The organism is Pseudofrankia saprophytica, assembly GCF_000235425.2.
Classification (GTDB): Bacteria; Actinomycetota; Actinomycetes; order Frankiales; family Frankiaceae; genus Pseudofrankia; species Pseudofrankia saprophytica.
In genome coordinates this window covers 105,067-126,807 of the sequence record NZ_KI912267.1, presented here as the reverse complement: position 1 = coordinate 126,807, position 21,741 = coordinate 105,067, and the positions used below count along the sequence as shown (strand labels likewise).

Annotated in this window: 20 protein-coding genes; 18 read left to right on the top strand and 2 right to left on the bottom strand. The window is 72.8% G+C overall.

Annotated features, from left to right (window positions below):
- The first annotated feature begins 10 nt into the window (after positions 1-10).
- From rlmN to FRCN3DRAFT_RS0235010, 11 genes are all read left to right on the top strand, one after another.
- On the top strand, positions 11-1,345 hold the full coding sequence (gene rlmN, locus FRCN3DRAFT_RS0235060) for a dual-specificity RNA methyltransferase RlmN (RefSeq protein ID WP_007516715.1): 1,335 nt from the start codon (positions 11-13) through the stop codon (positions 1,343-1,345).
- The gene (locus FRCN3DRAFT_RS47720; RefSeq protein WP_051467390.1) at positions 1,332-2,750 is read left to right on the top strand and encodes a CE1 family esterase; all 1,419 of its coding nucleotides are present in this window, start codon (positions 1,332-1,334) and stop codon (positions 2,748-2,750) included. Before rlmN ends, FRCN3DRAFT_RS47720 begins: the two co-directional genes overlap by 14 nt.
- A gap of 108 nt (positions 2,751-2,858) precedes the next feature.
- The gene (gene dxr / locus FRCN3DRAFT_RS0235050) at positions 2,859-4,088 is read left to right on the top strand and encodes a 1-deoxy-D-xylulose-5-phosphate reductoisomerase (protein ID WP_027141227.1); all 1,230 of its coding nucleotides are present in this window, start codon (positions 2,859-2,861) and stop codon (positions 4,086-4,088) included.
- Positions 4,088-5,266: a M50 family metallopeptidase gene (locus FRCN3DRAFT_RS0235045; RefSeq protein ID WP_007519463.1), complete on the top strand. Its 1,179-nt coding sequence runs from the start codon at positions 4,088-4,090 to the stop codon at positions 5,264-5,266. Before dxr ends, FRCN3DRAFT_RS0235045 begins: the two co-directional genes overlap by 1 nt.
- 72 nt (positions 5,267-5,338) lie before the next feature.
- Positions 5,339-6,493, top strand: coding sequence for a flavodoxin-dependent (E)-4-hydroxy-3-methylbut-2-enyl-diphosphate synthase (ispG, locus tag FRCN3DRAFT_RS0235040; protein ID WP_007519461.1), 1,155 nt, complete (start codon positions 5,339-5,341; stop codon positions 6,491-6,493).
- 19 nt (positions 6,494-6,512) lie between these two features.
- The gene (locus FRCN3DRAFT_RS0235035) at positions 6,513-7,364 is read left to right on the top strand and encodes a GNAT family N-acetyltransferase (protein ID WP_007519459.1); all 852 of its coding nucleotides are present in this window, start codon (positions 6,513-6,515) and stop codon (positions 7,362-7,364) included.
- Between the two features lie 200 nt (positions 7,365-7,564).
- Positions 7,565-8,629: a sulfate ABC transporter substrate-binding protein gene (locus tag FRCN3DRAFT_RS0235030; protein ID WP_007519457.1), complete on the top strand. Its 1,065-nt coding sequence runs from the start codon at positions 7,565-7,567 to the stop codon at positions 8,627-8,629.
- Positions 8,626-9,483, top strand: a complete 858-nt coding sequence (gene cysT, locus FRCN3DRAFT_RS0235025; protein WP_007519456.1) for a sulfate ABC transporter permease subunit CysT — start codon at positions 8,626-8,628, stop codon at positions 9,481-9,483. The genes FRCN3DRAFT_RS0235030 and cysT overlap by 4 nt, the downstream gene beginning before the upstream one ends.
- A complete protein-coding gene (locus FRCN3DRAFT_RS0235020; RefSeq protein WP_007519454.1) occupies positions 9,476-10,411 on the top strand; it encodes a sulfate ABC transporter permease subunit in 936 nt (311 codons plus the stop codon). Before cysT ends, FRCN3DRAFT_RS0235020 begins: the two co-directional genes overlap by 8 nt.
- Entirely contained in the window at positions 10,408-11,343 is a 936-nt protein-coding gene (locus tag FRCN3DRAFT_RS0235015) for a sulfate/molybdate ABC transporter ATP-binding protein (protein WP_007519452.1), read from the top strand. The genes FRCN3DRAFT_RS0235020 and FRCN3DRAFT_RS0235015 overlap by 4 nt, the downstream gene beginning before the upstream one ends.
- A gap of 94 nt (positions 11,344-11,437) precedes the next feature.
- Positions 11,438-11,893 (top strand): RrF2 family transcriptional regulator, encoded by a 456-nt coding sequence (locus FRCN3DRAFT_RS0235010; RefSeq protein WP_007519451.1) that lies wholly within the window; start codon positions 11,438-11,440, stop codon positions 11,891-11,893.
- Between the two features lie 12 nt (positions 11,894-11,905).
- Here the strand turns inward: FRCN3DRAFT_RS0235010 and FRCN3DRAFT_RS0235005 are convergent, their stop codons facing one another.
- On the bottom strand, positions 11,906-12,421 hold the full coding sequence (locus FRCN3DRAFT_RS0235005) for a DUF4439 domain-containing protein (protein WP_007519450.1): 516 nt from the start codon (positions 12,419-12,421) through the stop codon (positions 11,906-11,908).
- 97 nt (positions 12,422-12,518) lie between these two features.
- Positions 12,519-13,133 (bottom strand): hypothetical protein, encoded by a 615-nt coding sequence (locus FRCN3DRAFT_RS0235000; protein WP_007519449.1) that lies wholly within the window; start codon positions 13,131-13,133, stop codon positions 12,519-12,521.
- Between the two features lie 378 nt (positions 13,134-13,511).
- On the opposite strand from FRCN3DRAFT_RS0235000, the gene rimP reads away from it, so the two are divergent.
- The 7 genes from rimP (at position 13,512) to FRCN3DRAFT_RS0234965 (ending at position 21,734) form a co-directional block, all read left to right on the top strand.
- Positions 13,512-14,534 carry a ribosome maturation factor RimP gene (gene rimP, locus FRCN3DRAFT_RS50180; protein WP_007519448.1) on the top strand — a complete coding sequence of 341 codons (1,023 nt, stop codon included), beginning with the start codon at positions 13,512-13,514 and terminating at the stop codon, positions 14,532-14,534.
- Positions 14,531-15,691 (top strand): transcription termination factor NusA, encoded by a 1,161-nt coding sequence (gene nusA, locus FRCN3DRAFT_RS0234990; protein ID WP_007519447.1) that lies wholly within the window; start codon positions 14,531-14,533, stop codon positions 15,689-15,691. The genes rimP and nusA overlap by 4 nt, the downstream gene beginning before the upstream one ends.
- Entirely contained in the window at positions 15,612-16,043 is a 432-nt protein-coding gene (locus FRCN3DRAFT_RS52195; RefSeq protein WP_335341686.1) for a YlxR family protein, read from the top strand. Before nusA ends, FRCN3DRAFT_RS52195 begins: the two co-directional genes overlap by 80 nt.
- A gap of 222 nt (positions 16,044-16,265) precedes the next feature.
- On the top strand, positions 16,266-19,496 hold the full coding sequence (infB, locus tag FRCN3DRAFT_RS47710; protein ID WP_035931083.1) for a translation initiation factor IF-2: 3,231 nt from the start codon (positions 16,266-16,268) through the stop codon (positions 19,494-19,496).
- Positions 19,497-19,622: 126 nt separating this feature from the next.
- A complete protein-coding gene (locus FRCN3DRAFT_RS0234975; protein ID WP_007513462.1) occupies positions 19,623-19,952 on the top strand; it encodes a DUF503 domain-containing protein in 330 nt (109 codons plus the stop codon).
- Positions 19,953-19,974: 22 nt separating this feature from the next.
- The gene (gene rbfA, locus FRCN3DRAFT_RS47705; RefSeq protein WP_007513460.1) at positions 19,975-20,589 is read left to right on the top strand and encodes a 30S ribosome-binding factor RbfA; all 615 of its coding nucleotides are present in this window, start codon (positions 19,975-19,977) and stop codon (positions 20,587-20,589) included.
- Positions 20,586-21,734 carry a DHH family phosphoesterase gene (locus tag FRCN3DRAFT_RS0234965; protein ID WP_007513457.1) on the top strand — a complete coding sequence of 383 codons (1,149 nt, stop codon included), beginning with the start codon at positions 20,586-20,588 and terminating at the stop codon, positions 21,732-21,734. The genes rbfA and FRCN3DRAFT_RS0234965 overlap by 4 nt, the downstream gene beginning before the upstream one ends.
- Positions 21,735-21,741 lie beyond the last annotated feature (7 nt).

Genomic DNA, 21,741 nt, shown 5'->3' with positions numbered 1-21,741 from the left:
TGGCAGAGCTATGACAGTCACCAGAGCCGGAACTGACCAGCCCGCCGGGACCGATGGTCCAGCCGGGCAGTCGGTCGGCCTCACCCTCACACCTCGTCGGGTGAAGCCCCCACGGCACCTGGCGGACCTCTCCCGCGACGAGCGCCGCGCGGCGGCCGTCGAGCTCGGTCAGCCGGCCTTCCGGGCCGACCAGCTCGCCCGGCACTACTTCGCCCGGCTCGCCGCTCCCGGCGACACCGCCGGCATGACCGACCTGCCGACCGCCGCCCGCGACGTGCTGGCCGACGCGCTGCTGCCGAGGCTGCTGACCGCCGGCAAGACGCTGACCTGCGACGACGGCGCGACCCGCAAGACCGCGTGGCGCACCGTCGACGGCGCGACGATCGAGTCGGTGCTGATGCGCTACCCGGACCGGTCGACCGTGTGCGTCTCCAGCCAGGCCGGCTGCGGGATGGGCTGCCCGTTCTGCGCGACCGGTCAGGGCGGGCTCACGCGCAACCTGACGGTCGCCGAGATCGTCGAACAGGTCGTGGACGCCGCCAGGGTGCTTCGCCGCGGCGAACTGCCCGGCGCCGACGGGCAGCCCGGTCAGGCGGAACGCGAGACTGCCTCAGCGCCGGGTTCCGGGAGGCCGCGGGACCGGCTGTCCAACGTCGTGTTCATGGGCATGGGCGAGCCGCTCGCGAACTACCGGGCCCTGGTCACCGCGCTGCGCCGGATCAGCGACCCGGCTCCGGACGGCCTGGGGATCTCCGCCCGCGCCCTCACCGTCTCCACGGTCGGCCTCGTCCCGGCGATCGGCCGGCTCGCCCGCGAGGGGCTGCCGGTGCGGCTCGCGGTCTCCCTGCACGCTCCCGACGACGAGCTGCGCGACACCCTCGTCCCGATCAACACTCGCTGGAAGGTGGCCGAGGTGCTCGACGCCGCCTGGGAGTACGCGTCGCTGACGGGACGGCGGGTGAGCATCGAGTACGCCCTCATCGGCGGGGTCAACGACCAGCCCGAGCGGGCCGATCTGCTCGCCAGGCGCCTGGCCGGGCGACCCGCGCACGTCAACCTGATCCCGCTCAACCCGACCCGGGGATCGAGCTGGCACGCCAGCGCCGGGTCGGCCGAGCGGGAGTTCGTCGCCCGGCTGCGCGCCCGCGGGATCACCACGACCGTCCGCGACACCCGCGGCCGCGAGATCGCGGCCGCCTGCGGCCAGCTCGCCGCCGACGACACCGACGACACCGCGGGTCCCCGCCGGGCGGACCGCGCCGGCGAGGTCACCCTGGGCGTCACCGACAACCTGGAGGGCGTCCCGGGCCTCGGCGACGCCGACGTGGGCCGTGGCCTTCGATAACCCGCCCGCCAGGGGCGGCGGCGCGGGTCGCGGTGGTGCCACCGGTCGCGGCGGTGCCGCGGGCCGTGGCGGGAGCGCCGCCGCCGGCAGGCCCGTCGCCGGCCGGGGCGGCGGCGATGTCTCGGCCCGCCGGGTCCCGGCGCGCTCCTCCACCGGCCGCGGCCTGGCCAGCCGGCTCGAGTCCGGCGGGCGCGACGCCACTCCCGGCCGCGGGCACCGCGCCTCGGGGCCGCGCCGCGCGCGGGTGGCCGGCCGGGGCGGCCCGCGCGCGGGTACGTCCAGGAGCACGACGCTGGTTCCGATCGCCGCCGCCGGCATCGTGCTCCTGATGCTGCTCTGGTACGCGCTCGCGCACGACCCGTCGCGGTCGTCGGGCGAGCCGGGGGCGAACATCGCCGCCGCGGCGCGGGCGGGCCTTCCCGACGGCGGCGCGGGGGCGGCCACCGACGGGAGCGGCGGGGGAGACGGCGCGAGCGTCGTCGTGGCCTCGCCCGCTCCGAGCGGCTGCAAGACCGGCAAGACGCTGCCGGCGGGCGTGACCGCCGAGACCGTCACCGTCGGCTCGGCGAAGCGGAGCTACCTGCTCGCCGTCCCACCCGCCGCCGCGGGCGACAACCAGCCTCGGCCGGTGATCCTCAACTTCCACGGCGACGGTCAGGCACCCACCGACCTGGAGGCCTACACCGGCCTGGCCGGCGAGGCGACGAAGCGTGGCTACGTCGTCGTCGTCCCGGCCGGGGTCGACAAGCGGTGGAACTTCATCCGGTCGAGCGCCGTCGGGCCGGATGACGTGGCGTTCGTCGCCGCGCTGCTGAACGACCTGCGCGGCCGCGGCTGCCTCGCCGACGACCGGGTCTTCGCCACCGGGTTCGGGGACGGCGCCGACATGGCGGTGGCCGCGAGCTGCGCGCTGCCCGGGCGGATCGCCGCGATCGTCTCCGTGGCCGGCGCCACGGTGCCGGCGAGCTGCGTGAAGACCGTCACGAACCTGCTCGAGATCCACGGCGCGGCCGACCAGATCGCCCCCTGGGACGGGGGCGGTGCGCCGCGGGCGGCCCCGTTCACCGGTGTCACCGCGCAGCCGGTGCCCGACCGTCTCCGCCGCTACGCGCAGGCCGCCGGCTGTGGCGCGGAACCCAAGGACGAGGTATTGCCCGGGCTCGGCAAGCTGACCGCCTGGACCTGCGACGGGAAGCCCGATGTCGGCGCCCTGTCGGTCACCGGCGGCGGCCACACGTGGCCCCAGGCGCAGGCACGCCCCGAGCTCGGCCCGACCGCGACGTCGTTCAGCGCGACGGTGGTCAGCCTGCTCTACTTCCAGGCCCACCCGGTGGTCGGATCGGTCGTGTCGGCGGACTCCCCGGGCATCGCCGGCTCCCTGGGCAGCGCCCTCGCCGGCGGCTGAGCCTGGCTCCCGGTTCCACACGGGGCGGGCGCGGGGTGTCATGAACCGAACAGGGGTGAACCGAACAGGCCGTCGTCGAGCCAGGGACGAGCCTGCGACAATGGACGGGTGTCGCAGCCACGGGTCGTACGTGAGGTCGTTCTGCTCGGGTCGACGGGATCAATCGGGACCCAGGCGATCGACGTGGTCCAGCGCAACCCGGACGAGTTCCGGGTCGTCGCTCTGCTCGGCGGCGGGTCGCGCGTGGAACTGCTCGCGCGGCAGGCGCTCGACCTGGGCGTCGAGGTCGTCGGGGTGTCGGCGGCCTCGGCCGTGCAGGACCTGCAGCTCGCCTTCTACGCGGAGGCGGCGAAGCGCGGCTACCGCAAGGGCGAGTTCGTCGTCCCGAAGATCCTGGGCGGCCCCGAGGCCGCGCTCGAGATCGCCGCGTGGCCGTGTGACATCGTGCTCAACGGCATCACCGGCTCCGTGGGGCTCCCGTCCACCCTTGCCGCGCTGGCGGCCGGCCGCACGGTGGCGCTCGCGAACAAGGAGTCGCTCGTCGTCGGCGGTCCGCTGGTACTCGACGCCGTCGGCGATGACCCGGACCGCCTGGTCCCGGTGGACTCGGAGCATTCCGCGCTCGCGCAGTGCCTGCGCGGCGGGCGGCGACACGAGGTGCGCAAGCTGATCCTCACCGCCTCGGGCGGGCCGTTCCGCGGCAAGAAGCGCGCGGAGCTGGAGGCGGTCACGCTGGACCAGGCGCTCGCGCACCCGACCTGGGCGATGGGCCCCGTCATCACGATCAACTCGGCGACCCTGATGAACAAGGGCCTCGAGCTGATCGAGGCACAGCTGCTGTTCGGTATTCCGTACGACGACATCGATGTCGTCGTACACCCGCAGTCGCTGGTGCACTCGATGGTCGAGTTCTACGACGGCTCGACGCTGGCCCAGGTCTCACCGCCCGACATGCGGCTGCCGATCGCGCTGGCGCTCGGCTGGCCGGAGCGGGTTCCGGAGGCCCAGCGGCCGATGGACTGGACGACCGCGCAGACCCTCAACTTCTTCCCGCTGGACACCACCGCCTTCCCGGCGGTGGGGCTCGCGCGGGAGACGGGCAAGCGTGGCGGGACCGCGCCGGCGGTCTTCAACGCCGCCAACGAGGAGGCGGTCGCCGCCTTCATCGCGGGGCGGCTGCCGTTCGTCCGGATCGTCGACGTCGTCGCGGAGGTGCTCTCGGCGCACGAGGTGATCGCCAAGCCGACCCTCGACGAGGTCTTCGCCACCGAGCGTGAGGCCCGGGCCGCCGCGAACCGGCTGATCGACCAGACGGCCAACGAGGTGGTGTCGCGGTGATGATCCTTGGCATCGTCGCCTTCGCGGTGGCGCTGCTGGTGTCGGTCTGCCTGCACGAGGCGGGCCACTTCTTCACGGCCCGGCACTACGGGATGAAGGCCTCCCGGTTCTTCGTCGGCTTCGGCCCGACCGTGTGGTCGAGCAAGCGCGGCGAAACGGAGTACGGCGTCAAGCTGGTCCCCGCCGGCGGGTTCGTGAAGATCGAGGGGATGACCCCCCTCGAGGAGATCGACCCGAACGACGTACCGCGGGCGTTCTACAACAAGCCGGCCCGGGCTCGGTTCGTGGTGATGTCCGCCGGCTCGGTGGTGCACTTCATCATCGCCATCGTGCTGATCTACACCGTCCTGATCGCGCTCGGCACGCCGAAGGTGAGCGAGAACAAGATCGGCGCGACCAGCTGCGTGTCGACCAGTACCCAGTGCTCGGGCCCCGGCCCGGCGGCCGCGGCCGGCATGGAGGTCGGCGACCGGGTGCTGTCCTTCGACGGCGTGCGGGTCACGACCTGGAAGCAGTTCACCCAGCTCGTGCGTGACCACGGCGCGGGCGCCGCGACCGTCGTCGTCGACCGGGACGGCAAGCAGGTCACGCTGCGCCCGGATCTCGTGCAGGTGCTGCGCGACCGGCAGACCGGCGCCGAGGGGTCCGACCCGGTCGGGGCCATCGGGGTGAAGCCGGGCACGGACTCCGAGCGCTACGGTCCGATCGCGGCGATCCCGCGCACCGGCGAGGTCATCTGGTCTGGCTTCACCGGGATGTACGACACGCTGACCCATCGTCTCGATGACCTGGGCAACCTGTTCAGCGACAACCGTGACCCCGCCGGATTCGTCAGCGTCGTGGGCGCCGCCCGCATCGGCGGTGATGTCGTCGCCGCGCCGGGCAGCTCCTGGCCGGACCGGATCCGCGACTTCCTGGTCCTGGTGGCGGCGATCAACCTCGCCGTCGGGATCTTCAACCTGCTGCCGCTGCTGCCGCTCGACGGCGGCCACATCGCCGTCCTGGCATTCGAGCAGGCACGGCATGGGGTGCGCCGACTGCGTGGCTACCGTGGCCCCGTGAAACGGGTGGACTTCGCCAAGCTGTTACCAGCCACGTACGCGACGGTCGTCGTGTTGCTCGGGTTCAGCCTGCTCATCCTGTCCGCCGACATCGTCAACCCGATCCGTCTGCAGTGACCCGCGAGGCGCGCCGCTCCGGGCATCGGTCTGCCGTGCGCCCAATCGCATCCATATCCCAGTGAGGACAAAGTGACCGTTACTCTGGGCATGCCACAGGCTCCGGCCCGTCCGCTCGGCAAACGTCGGGTGAGCCGGCAGATCAAGGTTGGCAGCGTCCTGGTCGGCGGCGACGCGCCGGTCTCGGTGCAGTCGATGTGCACGACGCTGACCGCCGACGTGAACGCGACGCTGCAGCAGATCGCGGAGCTCACCGCCTCGGGCTGCCAGATCGTCCGGGTCGCCGTGCCAAGCCAGGACGACGCCGACGCGCTCGCCGCGATCGCCCGCAAGTCGCCGATCCCGGTGATCGCCGACATCCACTTCCAGCCGAAGTACGTCTTCGCCGCGATCGACGCGGGCTGCGCGGCCGTCCGGGTGAACCCGGGCAACATCAAGGCGTTCGACGACAAGATCGGCGAGATTGCCCGCCGGGCTGGTGCGGCCGGCATCCCGATCCGCATCGGCGTCAACGCCGGTTCGCTCGACAAGCGGCTGCTCGCCAAGTACGGCAAGGCGACGCCGGAGGCGCTGACCGAGTCGGCGCTGTGGGAGTGCTCGCTGTTCGAGGAGCACGACTTCCGGGACATCAAGATCTCGGTCAAGCACCACGACCCGGTCGTCATGATCGCGGCCTACCGGATGTTGGCGGAGCGCTGCGACTACCCGCTGCACCTGGGGGTCACCGAGGCCGGCCCGCAGTTCCAGGGCACGATCAAGTCGGCCGTCGCGTTCGGAGCACTGCTCGCCGAGGGCATCGGCGACACCCTGCGAGTGTCGCTGTCGGCCCCGCCGGTCGAGGAGGTCAAGGTCGGCACGGCGATCCTCGAGTCGCTTGGCCTACGCGACCGCCGGCTCGAGATCGTCTCCTGCCCGTCCTGCGGGCGCGCCCAGGTCGACGTCTACACGCTGGCCAACCAGGTCGCCGCCGGTCTGGAGGGCATGGAGGTCCCGCTGCGCGTAGCCGTCATGGGCTGCGTCGTCAACGGCCCCGGCGAGGCCCGCGAGGCCGACCTCGGTGTCGCCTCCGGCAACGGCAAGGGCCAGATCTTCGTCCGCGGCGAGGTCGTCAAGACCGTGCCCGAGGCGCAGATCGTCGAGACGCTGATCGAAGAGGCCATGCGTCTCGCCGAGGAGATGGAGACCGCGGGCGTCGCCTCCGGCGAACCCTCCGTCTCCGTCGCCTAGCCGCGGATCATGATGCTGGATGGGTCTGCCACTACGGTCTAGCCCGGTCCGGCTGCTCGACGACCGCGACCTGCCCGCGGTCCGTCAGCTGCTGGCCCGGGACCCGGTCACCGACGTGTTCGTCGCGTCCCGGGTGGAGGCCTGTGGGCTCGACCCGTGGCGGCTGGGCGCGGAGGTCTGGGGACACGTCGTCGACGGCAGGATCGCCGCGCTGTGCTATTCGGGCGCGAACCTGTGGCCGGTCGGTGCCGGTGCCGCGTCCGTTCGGCTGTTCGCCGAACGGGCCCGCCGGTCCGGCCGGCGCTGCTCGTCGATCGTCGGCGAGGCTGGCGCGGTGGCCGAGCTGTGGGGTCACCTGGAGCCTTTCTGGGGGCCGGCTCGCGAGGTGCGGGGCGAGCAGCCGTTACTGGTGATCGAAGGGTCGCCGCTGGTCGCCCCCGACCCGTGCGTTCGGCTGGTACGCCCGGACGAGCTGGACATCCTGATGCCGGCAAGCATCGCGATGTTCACCGAGGAGATCGGCGTGTCGCCGATCCTCGCTGACGGCGGCGCGCTCTACCGCGCCCGCGTCGCGGAGTTCGTCGGGCAGCGCCGCTCGTTCGCGCGGATCGAGGACGGGCAGGTGCTGTTCAAGGCCGAGATCGGCGCGATCGCCGGCGGGGTGAGCCAGGTGCAGGGCGTCTGGGTCGCGCCGCGGCTGCGCGGCCGCGGGCTCGGCGCCGCCGGCACGGCGAGCGTCGTGGCGCTGGCGCAGGCGATGTACGCGCCGGTCGTCAGCCTGTACGTCAACGACTTCAACCTGCCCGCCCGCCGCGCCTACGAGCGGGTGGGCTTCAGCCGCGTCGGCACCTTCGCGTCGATCCTGTTTTAGATCTTCGCTCCCCGCTGGGGGCCTCTCAACTCTATTCTCGATAAAGCCCATCGAGAAAACGGAAAGTTTGTTACTCGTCCGTGTTGCGGATGCAACAAGGTGTTGGTCATGGTGTGCCCGGTCTGGCATGCTGTCGTTCCCGACAAGTCCGATCGACTTGCCTGTAGCGTTGCGGTGTGTACGTCCGGGGAGGACCAGATATGAAGCCGAGTAGGCTGTGGCGCAGTGCGCCCTTGATCGCTGCTGGTGCGGCGCTCGCGCTGGCGGTGACCGCCTGCGGCGGTGACTCCGGGGGAAGCGACGACGCTGGGGCGAGTGCCAGTGCGGGAGCCGGCGCGGGAGCCAACGCGGGCCAGTCGGTCGCGATCGTGGGGTATTCGGTTCCGAAGCCGGCCTACGACGAGCTGCAGGACGCGTTCGTCAAGACGGACGCGGGCAAGGGTGTGAAGTTCTCGGAGACCTTCGGGGCGAGCGGCACCGTGAGCAAGTCGGTGGCCAGCGGCCAGAAGGCCGACTTCGTGACCTTTTCTCTCGACCCGGACATGACTCGCCTGGTGCCGAAGTTCGTGGCCGAGGACTGGAACGCGGACAGCACGAAGGGTCAGATCTCGAACTCGGTCGTGGTGATCGCGGTGCGCAAGGGGAACCCGCTGCACATCACCGGCTGGGATGACCTGATCAAGCCAGGCGTGAAGATCGTCACGCCGGACCCGGCCTCGTCCGGCTCGGCGAAGTGGAACATCCTCGCGGCCTACACCCACACCCTGGCCGAGGGCGGCACGGACGCGCAGGCCCAGGAGTACCTGACGTCCTTCTTCAAGAACGTGGTGAGCAAGCCCGCGAGCGGCGCGGAGGCCACCACCACGTTCACCCAGGGCACCGGCGACGTGCTGCTCTCCTACGAGAACGAGGCCATCGGCGCCCGGCAGAAGGGTGTCGACCTCGACTACGTCATCCCCAAGGAAACCTTCCTGATCGAGAACCCGGCCGCGGTGACCGTGTCCGCCTCGCCGGCGGCCAAGGCGTTCCTGGCATACGCCAAGAGTGACGAGGGCCAGGCGATCTTCGCCAGCCACGGCTTCCGCCCGACGGACAAGAACGCGACCATCGGCACCGTCGAGGGCGCGAACGATCCCTCCAAGCCGTTCCCGACCATCGAGAAGCTGACCACCATCACGGACCTCGGTGGCTGGAGCAAGGTCAACAAGGAGTTCTTCGACGCCGACAACGGCATCGTGACGAAGATCGAGAACGCCACCGGATGAGCACTGTGGTGGAGCCGGCGACGGCGGCTTCACCGGCTCGTTCCCGGGCCGCGCGGGACGCCTCTGGCGCCGCGCGGCTCGGGCCCGGGTCGGGGCTTGGGCTGGGCGTGGCGGTCCTGTGGCTGAGCCTGCTGGTGCTGATCCCCTTGGCGGCGGTCGTCGCGCGGGGGTTCACCGGTGGGTGGTCCGGCTTCTGGGACAACATCACCGACCCCAGTGCCGTGAGAGCGCTGCGCCTGACGGTGGTCAGCTCACTGCTGGTGGCCGCGATCAATGCCGTGATGGGAACGCTGCTGGCCTGGGTGCTGGTGCGTGACCCCTTCCCCGGTCGGCGACTCGTCGACGTGATCATCGATATTCCGTTCGCGCTGCCGACCATCGTCGCCGGGCTGGTGCTGCTCGCCGTGTACGGCACCAACAGCCCGGTCGGCGTCCACCTGCTCGGCACCCAGCGGGCGATCGTGCTCGGGCTGCTCTTCGTGACGCTTCCGTTCGCGGTGCGGTCGGTCCAGCCGGTACTCATGGCGCTGGACACCGAGGTCGAACAGGCCGCCGCCTGCCTCGGCGCGTCGCCGTTCACGATCTTCCGACGGGTCGTGCTGCCGGTGCTGCTGCCGGCGATCGCGTCGGGGGCGACGCTGGCGTTCGCCCGGGCGATGGGCGAGTACGGCTCGGTGCTACTGATCTCCGGCGGCCTCAGCCGTACCAAGGTGTCCTCGATGTACGCCTACCAGAAGATCGAGAACTTCGACTTCCCCGCTGCCGCGGCGACCGCGACCGTCCTGCTGGCGGTCAGCCTGCTCGTGATCGTCGGCCTCGACCTGCTGCAGCGCGCGGCGGCCCGCCGTGGGTAACCGCCGTTCCACCCGCCTCGGGCTGCGCACCGTCGCGCTGCTCTACGTCGGGGTCCTGGTGCTGGTCCCGCTGGTGGTCGTGACCTGGAAGACGGTGAGCCCCGGGCCGGCGGCCTTCTGGTCGGCCATCAGCTCCGACCAGGCGGTGACCGCCTTCCGGCTGACCGCCGAGATCGCGCTCGCCTCGGTCGCGCTCAACGCCGTGTTCGGCGTGGGCCTCGGGCTGCTGATCACCCGCTACCGCTTCCCCGGGCGCCGGCTGCTGAGCGCGCTCGCCGACCTGCCGCTCTCGGTCTCGCCGATCGTGGTGGGCCTCGCGCTGGTGCTGGTCTACGGCCCGGTCGACGGCTGGTTCGGCAGCACCCTGCACAACGCCGGCATCGAGATCATCTTCTCGCTGCCCGGCATGATCCTCGCGACGACCTTCGTCTCGTTCCCGCTGGTCCTGCGCGAGGTGGTCCCCGTCCTCGCGGAGGAGGGCATCGAGCAGGAGCAGGCCGCCCGGGTGCTGGGCGCCAGCGCCTGGCAGCGCTTCCTGCGGATCACGCTGCCGATCATCCGGCCCGCGCTGCTGTACGGGATCGTGCTGAGCCTGGCCCGCTCGATCGGGGAGTACGGCGCCGTGCTGGTGGTGTCCGGCAACGTCAGCGGCGAGAACCAGACCCAGACCGTGCCGCTGCTGGTCGGTGAACGGGTCCAGCAGCTCGAACCAGGGGCCTTCCAGCTGGCGTTCCTGCTCATCGTCGTCACCGTGCTCGTCATCGTGCTCGTGTTCCTCCGCCGGCGCGAGAACGAGTCGAAGCACAGCGGGCCACCGGCCGTGGTGCCGGATGACCTCGCCCTTTCGGCCGACCCCGCGCCGGCCGCCCTCGCGCTGAACAACGTCGCGTCGAACGACGTCGAACTGGACAAAGGTGGGCTCAGGTGAGCATCGAGGTCAGCTCGGTCGGCAAGCGGTTCGGCAGCTTCGTCGCGCTCGACGACGTCGACCTGACCGTGGCGGACGGGCGGCTGACCGCGCTCCTGGGCCCCAGCGGCGGCGGCAAGTCCACCCTGCTGCGCATCATCGGCGGCCTCGAGCAGCCGGACTCGGGCACCGTCCGGATCAACGGCCAGGACGCCACCCGCCTCCCGCCGCAGCGCCGCAACGTCGGCTTCGTGTTCCAGCACTACGCGGCCTTCAAGCACCTGACGGTCTACCGCAACGTCGCCTTCGGCCTGGAGATCCGCAAGCGTCCCAAGGCCGAGATCCGCGCGCGGGTGCAGGAACTGCTGGCCCTGGTCCACCTGGAGCAGTTCGCCGACCGGCTGCCCGAGCAGCTCTCCGGCGGGCAGCGCCAGCGCATGGCCCTGGCCCGCGCCCTCGCGGTCGAGCCGACCGTGCTCCTGCTAGACGAGCCGTTCGGTGCCCTGGACGCCCAGGTCCGCAAGGAGCTGCGCGACTGGCTGAGGCGCCTGCACGACGAGGTGCACGTCACCACGATCTTCGTCACCCACGACCAGGAGGAGGCCCTCGAGGTCGCCGACGAGCTCGTGGTCATCAACCAGGGCCGCATCGAGCAGGTCGGCAGCCCCGCCGACGTCTACGACAAGCCCGCGAACGACTTCGTCATGGGCTTCCTCGGCCCCGTCACCCGTCTCGCCGGTCGGCTGGTCCGCCCGCACGACCTGGAGATCTTCACGTCCGACACCCCCGACACCACGTCCGCCGAGGTCGCCGGCCTGCAGCGCATCGGTTACGAGGTCCGGGCCACGCTGGACACCGGGGCCGAGCAGCCCTGGGCACAGCTCACCCGTGGGCAGGCCGAGGACCTCCAGCTCGCGCTCGGCCAGCGCGTCTGGGTCCGCGCCGCCCGTTGAAAGAGGCGCGGGCCGGGAGCCGGCAAGGCCCCGCCCACGCTCCCGGCGGCCCCCGCTGTGGGCGTGGTCGCGGGCGGAGCGGCAAGATGGAGTCATGCAGATCTCCGCGCGCGCCGACTACGCCCTGCGCGCACTGCTGACCCTGGCCGCCAGCGACGGCGGCCTGGTCAAGGGCGAAACGCTTGCCTTGGCGCAGGACCTGCCGCTGCGGTTCCTCGAGAACATCCTGACCGACCTGCGACGCAGCGGTCTGGTGAGCAGCCGGCGCGGAGCGGACGGTGGCTACCAGCTCGCCAGACCGGCCCACGAGATCGACGTGGCGACCGTGATCAGGGCCACCGACGGGCCGCTGGCCGGCGTGCGCGGGCGCCGGCCGGAAGAGGTGTCGTACGAGGGTGCGGCCAAGAACCTGCAGGACGTCTGGATCGCCGTCCGGGTGAGTCTGCGCCAGGTGCTGGAGGCGGTGACCCTGGCGGACATCGCGACCGGCGACCTGCCCGACATCGTCCGCGAGCGCGGCCGGGCGCCGGGCGCCTGGTCCAGGCGCTGAGGCCGGGCGGGGTCAGGACCGGCCCGGGAGGGCCTTGACCGCGGTCGCGGGAGCCAGGCCGGCGGTCAGCCGGGCGCGCTGGGCGCGCCCCGCCGCCTGCGCGAGCGCGTCGACGACGAGCTCGCGGGCCCGGCCGGTGGCCGAGCCGATGGCGTCATAGGCACTCGCCGCGGTCCGGTCGTCCAGCTCGGCGAGCAGCGTGAGCGCGGCCCCCGCGCTGGCCGGGTTCACCGGCAGCGTGTAGGCGGGCTGCGACGCCGGCGGTTTCGCGCCCGCGTCGAGGAGCAACGCGATCAGCGCGTCACGTAGCTGCCGGTGCGCCGTGTAGGCGGCGGCGGCAAGGCCACGGGCATCCCGCGCGTCCACGCCCAGAGGCGCGAGCGCGCCGCCGGCGGAGGCCGCTCCGTACACGGCGGCGTGCTCGACCGCCACCAACGCCGAAAGAGCGGTGATGGCGCGCGCGTCCAGCGCCGCGCCGGGTGTGGCCTTGGCGCTGGGCGGGGTCGCCGGCCGGCTGGTCGCCACCATGGTGCCCGTCTGTCTTCCTCGTCGGTTGGGGCCGGAGTCGGCCAGGTTGGTCCGGGTTCGGGGTCGGTGCGGGTCGGGGCGGCGGGTGGGTCCGCGTTCAGCCGGCCGGGCCGGCCAGCGAGAGCAGGTCGGCATGGCAGGACTCCGCCGCGCGCAGGCTCGCGAGCAGCGGCGCGAGCCCGCTCGTCGCGGCGAGGCAGCTCGCGCGATGCGCGTCCGCCGCCGTGCGCTCGGCGGTGGCGAGCTCGGCGAGGGCGCTGGCCCTCGCCGCCGGCGAGTCGTCCGCGCCGGGCTGTGCGCCCGCACTCCCGGACGGGGAGGCACCCACAGCGGGGGCCGTGGTGGTGCCTGACGGGGTGGCCAGGGCCGTGGCGGACGGCCCACCGGGGGTGGCGCCGTCCGGGCTCGCGGTCGCCAGGGCCGGCACCTGGGCCGCGAGGGCGGCCAGATGCTGCGTGTGATGCGCCCGCAACCCGCCCAACAGCGCGGCGAGCGCGGGGTGGCGAGCGATCACGGCGTCGTAGTCAGCCAAAAGGTCGTGCTCGGTGCGCGCGGCGGCTCGCGCGGCCGCGAGATCGACCGGCGGTGGCGCGGGCGCGCCGGCCGGCCGCGACTCGGTGCAGCCGGCGATGGTCGCCAGCCCCGTCACGGCGAGCCCGGTCGCCGGCAGCGCCAGCGCGGCCCGCCTTGACGGCGCGCCGCGTACACCCACCCCACCCCCACCCACGCCTCGCAGCCAATCACACGTCGGTGCCATCGGAGTGGCCCCCCGCGCACCGACCGGGCGCGTGCCGGCGACGGGCCTGAGGCCGTCTCTCGTGGCCGTGAGCACTGACTACGGTCAGGCCGTGATTGGAGCCGCACCGCGACGGACGTAGGCTATGGATCTCGGATGAGGCTGCGGGTATCGTCGGCAGCCATCTTGATCATTGTCCCTGCTGGCGCGATGGGACAGGCATGGTGTGTCGGGCTACCGGCCACCTGGGCGGAATGACGTGGCGCCGCCCGCCCGCGGGGCATGCCAGAGTCGGGCGCTGGCCAAGTTCGGGCGCTGGTCAAGTGTTGGAATACGCGGAGAGGACTGGGCGACGTGGCACGGGACGCGGGCCGTACAGGCCGCCGGCCGCCGGGCGGTTCCGCGCGGCCTGGAAGGGCCGCGTATGCCGGGGCTGGCCAGCAGGGTTCCGGCCAGCCCGCGGCGACGCAGGCCGCCCGGCCGGCGCCGGCAGGGAAGGCGGCCTCGGCTGACAGCGTCGCGGCGCTGCGGGCCGCGGTGTGGGAACGGCTGGCCCCTGCGCTCGCCGAGGCCGGGTTCGACCTGGAGGACCTGAACCTCTCGCGGGCGGGCTCGCGCAGTGTGCTGCGGGTGGCGGTCGATCGTGACGGCGGCGTCGACCTGGACGCGGTCGCGGAGGCCAGCCGGCTGATCTCCGACCTGCTCGACCAGGTGGGCGACGAGGCGGGCCTCATCGGTGCCTACATGCTGGAGGTCACCTCTCCCGGCGTCGACCGGCCGCTCACGCTGCCGCGGCACTGGCGTCGGGCGCGTGGCCGGCTGGTGGAGGCCAGGCGCGCCGACGGCACGGCCGTGGTGGGCCGGGTTCTGGGCGCCGACGACGACGGCGCGGACCTGGCCGTGGCGGTCGGTCCCGTGCGGCGCGGGCGCCCAGTGCGAACCCAGATCGAGCGGTTGCGCTTCGCCGACGTGGCCCACGCGGTCGTGCAGATCGAGTTCGGCCATGCCGACTCCGTGCCGGACGCCGCCTCCGCGGCGGGTGGGTCTGGCGCGGCCGAGGGGCAGGCGGCGGCGGGTGAGGAACCCGACGAGGACGAGTTCGACGAGGACGAGGCGCCAGGCGAGGAGGATCACCTCGGCGCTGGCGACGACGTCTGGGACGAGGACGACGACGAGGACCTCGACGACGAGGGCCTCGACGAGGACGACGGGAATGACGACGGTGGCGGGGCCGAGGGCCCGAGGGGGCTCGAGCGGGACGCGCCCGCGGGCGGCGGCCCGGCCACCGGTAACGACCTGGGAGGGGCTCGGCGGGGCCGAGCCGGCGGAGGTCATGAGGACAGCGGCCCAAGCCCAGGTGAGGAGACAGACCGGTGAAAATCAGTGTCGCCGAGCTGCGCGGGATCGAACGGGAGTACGACCTCGCCTTCGAGACCCTGGTCGAGGCGATCGAGACAGCGTTGCTCAAGGCCTACCAGCACACGCAGGGCCCGCATGCCAGCGGCGCGGCCGAGGAGCCCCGGGTGGTCGACGCCCGGGTGGTGGTCGACCGCCAGACCGGTGAGGTGACCGTGCTGGCCAGCGAGATCCGACCGGACGGCACGGCCAGGGAGTGGGACGACACTCCCGCGGACTTCGGCCGGATCGCCCAGATGACCGCCAAACAGGTCATCATGCAGCGCCTCCGGGAGGCCAAGCAGGAGGTCACCTACGGCCAGTACGCGGACCGCGAGCACGAGATCGTCTCCGGCGTGGTGCAGCACCACGAGCAGCGCGCCGGCTCGCGGGTGGTGCTCGTCGACCTCGGCACCGTCGAGGGCGTGCTGCCGCCGGCCGAGCAGGTCGCCGGCGAGCGCCTGGAGCACGGTGACCGCATCAAGTGCTACGTGGTGCATGTGGCCCGGGGGCCGCACGGCGCGGCCGTCACGCTCTCTCGGACCCATCCCGAGCTGGTGAAGGGCTTGTTCCGGCTGGAGGTTCCCGAGGTCGCCGACGGCACCGTGGAGATCGCGGCGATCGCCCGCGAGGCCGGGCATCGCAGCAAGATCGCGGTCCGCTCGAAGGTCGCCGGAGTGAACCCCAAGGGAGCCTGCATCGGCCCGATGGGCAGCCGGGTTCGCGCCGTGATGGCCGAGCTGCACGGTGAGAAGATCGACATCGTCGACTGGTCGGCCGACCCGGCCACGTTCGTCGGCAACGCGCTCTCGCCGGCGCGGGTCTCGCGCGTCGAGGTGACCGACCTCGCCGGCCGCTCGGCGCGGGTGACCGTGCCGGACTACCAGCTCTCGCTCGCCATTGGCCGTGAGGGTCAGAACGCCCGGCTCGCCGCGCGGTTGACCAGCTGGCGGATCGACATCCATTCGGATACGGAAGGTGACAATGGTGGCGCCGGGCGACGCCCAGCGGACCCGCCGCGCCGGGCCGGAGCCGGGCCGGCGGACCTGCGGCGATCCGATGCCGCCACCTCCGCCGGGGGAGCGCCCGGACGGCGTTCGCCGGCCACGGGCGGGCAGCCTAGGGGCGCAACGGGATAGACTCGCTATGGCACGCCGTGCGGAGCCGAGCCTGACTGGTGCGACTACTGCTGTTAGGGCAACTACAGCTGTCATACGCACCTGTGTTGGTTGCCGGACCCGAGCGGCGCGGTCCGACCTGCTGCGTATCGTCGTGGTGGACGGTGTACTTCTGCCGGACACACGCCGTCGTATGCCTGGGCGGGGAGCGCACGTGCACCCCGACGCGGCATGCCTCGATCTCGCGGAGCGCCGTCGTGCGTTTCCGCGGGCGTTGCGGGTGCCTGGTCCGCTCGATCTCGAGCGGGTCCGGGCTCACGTCCAGCAGGTTCATGGTCCCGCCCGGGACGATGACGAGCCCGGACGTTGTTAGCCAGAGGGGCGATGCGCCTGGGCGGTGCCCAGGCGGTGCGTCCTGAGCAAGAGGGCGGGGGAGTGCCCTACCCGACGGGGGCGTCCCCGGATAGGCGCCGGATGACGTCGACAGGAAGCAGGTCGAGAGCGATGACCGCGCAATGAGCACGCAGCCATGATCGCGACCAGCAGGTAACGAGGTCACGCGGGCGCTGAACCGCGGGCCGAACGAAGGAGCACCGTGGTAGGTAAGGCCCGCGTACACGAGCTCGCGAAAGAGCTCGGCGTCGACAGCAAGACCGTGCTCGGCACGTTGAAGGAAATGGGCGAGTTCGTTAAGTCCGCCTCGTCCACCGTCGAAGCGCCCGTGGTGCGCAAGCTCAAGGAGCGGCTCGGCGGTGAGGGTGAGGCTCCGGCCGCCCGACCGGCTGGTCGCCCCGCGCCCGGCCCAACAGGTAACGGCGCCCGTCCAGGCGCCGGCCCCCGTCCATTCCCTGGTCCGACCCCCGGCCGTCCAGGCCCAGGGCCGCGCCCAGGTCCCGGTGGCGCTCGTCCTGGCCCAGCCGCCCGCCCGGTAAGCCCGGGAGCTGGCGCGCCTGGTGCCGGCGCTCCGCTGCCGCCGTCCGCCGGCAGCCCGGCCGCCGTCGGCGGTCCGTCCGCTGGTGGTCCCTCCGTCGGTGGTTCCCCCGCCGGCGGTGCCGAGGCGCCGGTCGCGCCCGCCCGTCCGGACACCGCGCCTCGTCCTGAGGTGGCGCGTCCGGCCGGCGCGGCCGCTTCGGCCGCGCCGCAGTCTCCGTCGCAGGCCGGCCCACGGCCCGGCCCGCGCCCCGCTCCCTCTGGTCCTTCTGGTCCTTCCGGGGGGCGTCCACCGCGTTCCGGTGGCCCCGCGGCGCCCGGCGGCTCTGCCGGCGGTCCCGGGGCTCCCGGCGCCGCGCAGGCGGCGGCCGGCGGTCCCTCCGCCGCGCCCACCCGGCCCGGTGGCGGTCCCCGGCCAGGCCCACGTCCCGGCCCCCGGCCGGCTGGACCCGGCAACAACCCGTACACGACGCCCGGTTCCGCCGCCGGTCCACGCCCCGGGCCGCCGTCGGCGCCCGGTGGCCCGCGCTCCGGCGCTCCCGGTCGTCCCGGCGGTGCTCCCGGCGCCGCGCGCCAGGGCGGCCCTGGTGGCCCGCGGCCGAGTCCCGGCGGCATGCCGCCTCGGCCTGGTGGCTCCGGTGGCCCGCGTCCCGGTCCCGGCGGCGGCATGCCGCCCAGGCCGGGTGGCTCCGGTGGCCCGCGTCCCGGTCCCGGCATGTTCGCCCCGCGCCCGGCCGGCGGCGCTCCTGGTCGCCCCGCCGGTCCGGGCGCGCGTCCCGGCGGCGGTGGCGGTGGTCCGCGTCCCGGTGGCGGCGGCGGTTTCGCCGGTCGCTCCGGTGCTCCCGGTCGTCCCGGTGGCGCTCCCGGTGGCGGTGGCGCAGGTCGTCCCGGCGGTCCCGGTGGTGGTGGTGGCGGCGCCGGTGGCGGCCGTCCCGCGGCCGGTGGTCGCGGTCGCGGCGGCACGACGGCGGGCGCGTTCGGTCCCGGTGGTCGTGGCCGTCCGGGTCGTCAGCGCAAGTCGAAGCGCGCAAAGCGTCAAGAGTGGGAGAGCGGGCTCGAGGCGCCGCGCATGGGGGCGATGGTCCCCCGTGGCAACGGGCAGGCCATCCGGCTCCCGCGTGGCGCGTCGCTCGCCGACTTCGCCGACAAGATCGACGCCAACCCGGGCGCGATGGTCCAGGTGGTGTTCACCCAGCTCGGCGAGATGGTGACCGCGACCCAGTCGTGCACCGACGAGACCCTGCAGCTGCTCGGCGTCCAGCTCGGCTATGACGTGCAGATCGTCAGCCCCGAGGATGAGGACAAGGAGCTGCTGGAGAGCTTCGACCTGGAGTTCGGCGGCGAGTACGGCGACGACGTCGTGCTGACCACCCGGCCGCCGGTGGTGACCGTCATGGGTCACGTCGACCACGGCAAGACGAAGCTGCTCGACGCGATCCGGTCCACCGACGTGGTGGGCGGCGAGGCGGGTGGCATCACCCAGCACATCGGCGCCTACCAGGTCCGGTCGGTCGTCGACGGCGAGGAACGGCCGATCACCTTCATCGACACCCCGGGCCACGAGACGTTCACCGCCATGCGTGCCCGTGGCGCGCAGGTGACCGACATCGTGGTGCTGGTGGTCGCGGCCGACGACGGCGTGAAGCCTCAGACCATCGAGGCGCTCAACCACGCCCAGGCGGCCGGCGTGCCGATCGTGGTCGCGGTCAACAAGATCGACAAGGAAGGCGCCGACCCGGCGAAGGTCCGCGGCCAGCTGACCGAATACGGGCTGGTGGCCGAGGAGTACGGCGGCGACACCATGTTCGTCGACGTGTCGGCCCGCAACCGGACCAACATCGAGGGTGTCCTCGAGGCGATCGTCCTGACCGCCGACGCGTCGCTGGACCTGCAGGCGGCGTTCGACGTCGAGGCCCAGGGTGTCGCGATCGAAGGCCGGCTCGACCGCGGCCGCGGCCCGGTGGCGACCGTGCTGGTACAGCGCGGAACGCTCAAGATCGGCGACTCGATCGTCGCTGGCGAGGCCTTCGGCCGCGTCCGGGCGATGCTCGACGAGAACGGCGCGAACGTGTCCGAGGCGGGCCCGGCCCGTCCCGTGCAGGTGCTCGGCTTCACCAGCGTCCCGGACGCGGGCGACAACTTCCTGGTTGTCCCCGAGGACCGGGTCGCCCGGCAGATCGCCGAGCGGCGCCAGGCCCGCGAGCGCAACGCCGAGCTGGCGATGAGCCGTGGCCGCCCGACGCTGGAGACGATCCTCGAGCGGATGAAGGAGGGCGAGAAGACCCAGCTCAACCTCATCCTCAAGGGCGATGTGTCCGGTTCGGTCGAAGCCCTCGAGGACGCGCTGCTCAAGATCGACCTCGGCGACGAGGTCGGGCTGCGCATCATCGACCGGGGCGTCGGCGCGATCACCGAGACCAACGTCATGCTGGCCTCGGCGTCGGACGCGCTGATCATCGGCTTCAACGTCCGCCCGCAGGGCAAGGCGACGGAGCTGGCCGACCGCGAGGGTGTCGAGGTCAGGTACTACTCGGTCATCTACCAGGCGATCGAGGACATCGAGAACGCCCTCAAGGGCATGCTCAAGCCGGTGTACGAGGAGGCCCAGCTCGGCACCGCGGAGGTCCGCGAGGTCTTCCGGGTGCCGCGGATCGGCAACGTGGCCGGCTGCATCGTCCGGAGCGGTCTCATCCGGCGCAACAGCAAGGCGCGCCTGATCCGGGACGGTGTCGTGGTCGCCGACAACCTCACCGTCGAGTCGCTCAAGCGGTTCAAGGACGACGTCACCGAGGTTCGTGACGGGTACGAGTGCGGTATCGGGCTCGGCTCGTTCAACGACATCAAGATCGAAGACGTCATCGAAACCTTCGAGCAGCGCGAGATCCCGCGCGCGTGACCGGTTCTGACCGGTGCCCCCAGCGAAGCTGCCGCAAGGCAGCGAGCAGGGGGCACCGGTCAGATGTTGCTCCGGGGGCGTCGTCTCGGATGAGATCGTTGACTAGTTAGCAGGACAAAGACATACATGTGGATAGGTCTGCTCAGCGTGGACGGGGTGTTTGGTGACGTCCACTCGCTGAAGGAGAAACGGTCGCTCGTGCGGCCGGTCGTGGCCGAGTTGCGCAAGCGGTTCCCGGTGAGCGTGGCCGAGGTGGACCACCACGACCTGCACCGGCGGGTGAAGATCGGCATCGCGGTCGTGGCCGCGGACAGGGGCTTCTGCGTCGACGTGCTCGACGGCTGTGAGCGTCTGGTCGCCGAACACCCGGAGCTGGAGATTCTGGAGTCGCGCCGTCGTCTTCTCGCCGAGGACGACGTCGACGAGGCGCCCCGGGAGGCCCCGTACCGGGCCTGAAGGGGCATGGAGGTGTTGAACGATGGCTGACCCCGCCCGCGCGCGTCGGCTGGCGGTGCGAGTCCGGGAGGTCGTCGCTGCCGCGCTGGAGCGTGGCGTCAAGGATCCCCGGCTGGGGATGGTGACCATCACGGACGCCCGGGTGACCCCGGACCTGATGGAGGCGACCGTCTTCTACACGGTCTACGGCGACGACGAGGCCCGCGCCTCGTCGGCGCGCGCACTGGAGTCGGCGAAGGGCCTGCTGCGCTCCCAGGTGGGCAAGGCGACCGGCGTGAAGTCGACGCCGACGCTGACCTTCGTGCACGACCGGCTGCCCGACGACGCCCAGCACCTCAACGCTCTGCTCGAGGTCGCCAAGGCCAGGGACGCCCAGGTCGCCTCCGTCCGCGAGGGCGCGAGCCCGGCGGGCGACCCTGACCCGTACCGGCACCCACGCGTGATCGAGGACGACGACGATCTCGAGGACTTCGAGGACGTCGACGACTTTGACGACATCGACGACCGTGGCGTCGTCAAGGGCCTGGACGACGCCGGCGCCGGGGACCTCGCCGACGCCGACGACCTCGCGGACGATGACAACGGTCTCGGAGGCGAGGCGGGCCAGGAACGACCCGTGGGAGGCGTCGGGCGATGAGCCCCGACGCGGCTGGCCTGCTGCGGCAGGCCGTCGCCGACGGCTGGGCCGTCGGGCTGTTCGCTCACGCCAACCCGGACTCCGACACCCTCGGCTCGGCACTCGCGCTGGGGCTCGCGCTGCGGGAGGCCGGAGCGGACGTCGTCGTCTCGTTCGACGCCGACCCGTTCCGAGTGCCCGACGGCCTGGCCTTCCTGCCGGGGCGGGAGCTGCTGGCGGCGCCCGCGGATCTCCCGGGCGACCTCGATCTGGTCGTCACCCTCGACGCCGCGGCGCCGCACATGCTGGGCGTGCTCGCGGCCCGGATGACGGCCGCCCCGCGCTCCCTCGTCGTCGATCACCATCGCTCCAGCGCCGAGTTCGGGCAGGTCAGGCTCGTCGACCCGGATGCGCCGTCGACGTCGACGGTCGTGCTGGAGCTGCTCGACCGGCTCGGGCTGCCGCTGGACGCACTCGTCGCGACCGCGCTCTACGCCGGGCTCGCGACCGACACCGGCTCGTTCCGGCAGGCGACGGCAAGCCCCGCCGCGCACCGGGCCGCCGCCCGGCTGGTGGAGGCCGGTGCCGACCCGACCGTGATCGGCTGGTCGGTGTGGGGCATCCACCGGTTCGGCTACCTGGGCCTGCTCGCCGAGGTGCTCGGCCGCGCCGGCCTCTCGGAGTCCTCCGACGCCCCGGGGCACCGGCTGGCGTGGACCTACATCACCGCCGCGGACCTCACCCAGCGCGGGCTGCGGCTGGAGCACGTCGAGGGCGTCGTCGACGTGCTGTGGGGTGTGCTGGAAGCGGATCTCGCCGCGGTGGCCAAGGAGCTTCCCGGCGGCGGCTGGACCGTCTCGCTGCGCTCGCGCGGGCTGATCGACGTCGGTGCCCTCGCCGCGGAGCTCGGCGGCGGCGGACACCGCGAGAAGGCCGGATTCCTCGTCGGCGGGCCCGAGGAGGGCGACGCGGCCCATGGCCGGCCGAGCGACGGCCGGCCGGGCGCGGAGCCCGATGAGCGGTCCGATGAGGAGCGGCGCGTCGGCGAGATCGTCGGAGGGATCCTGAACCAGGTGCGCCGGGTGGCCTCGGGCCACAGTGGCGTGGGCCCACTGGGCTGGAGCACCACCCGCGTCACGCGGCTGTCCGACCTGCCGCCGGTGTGAACGGAGC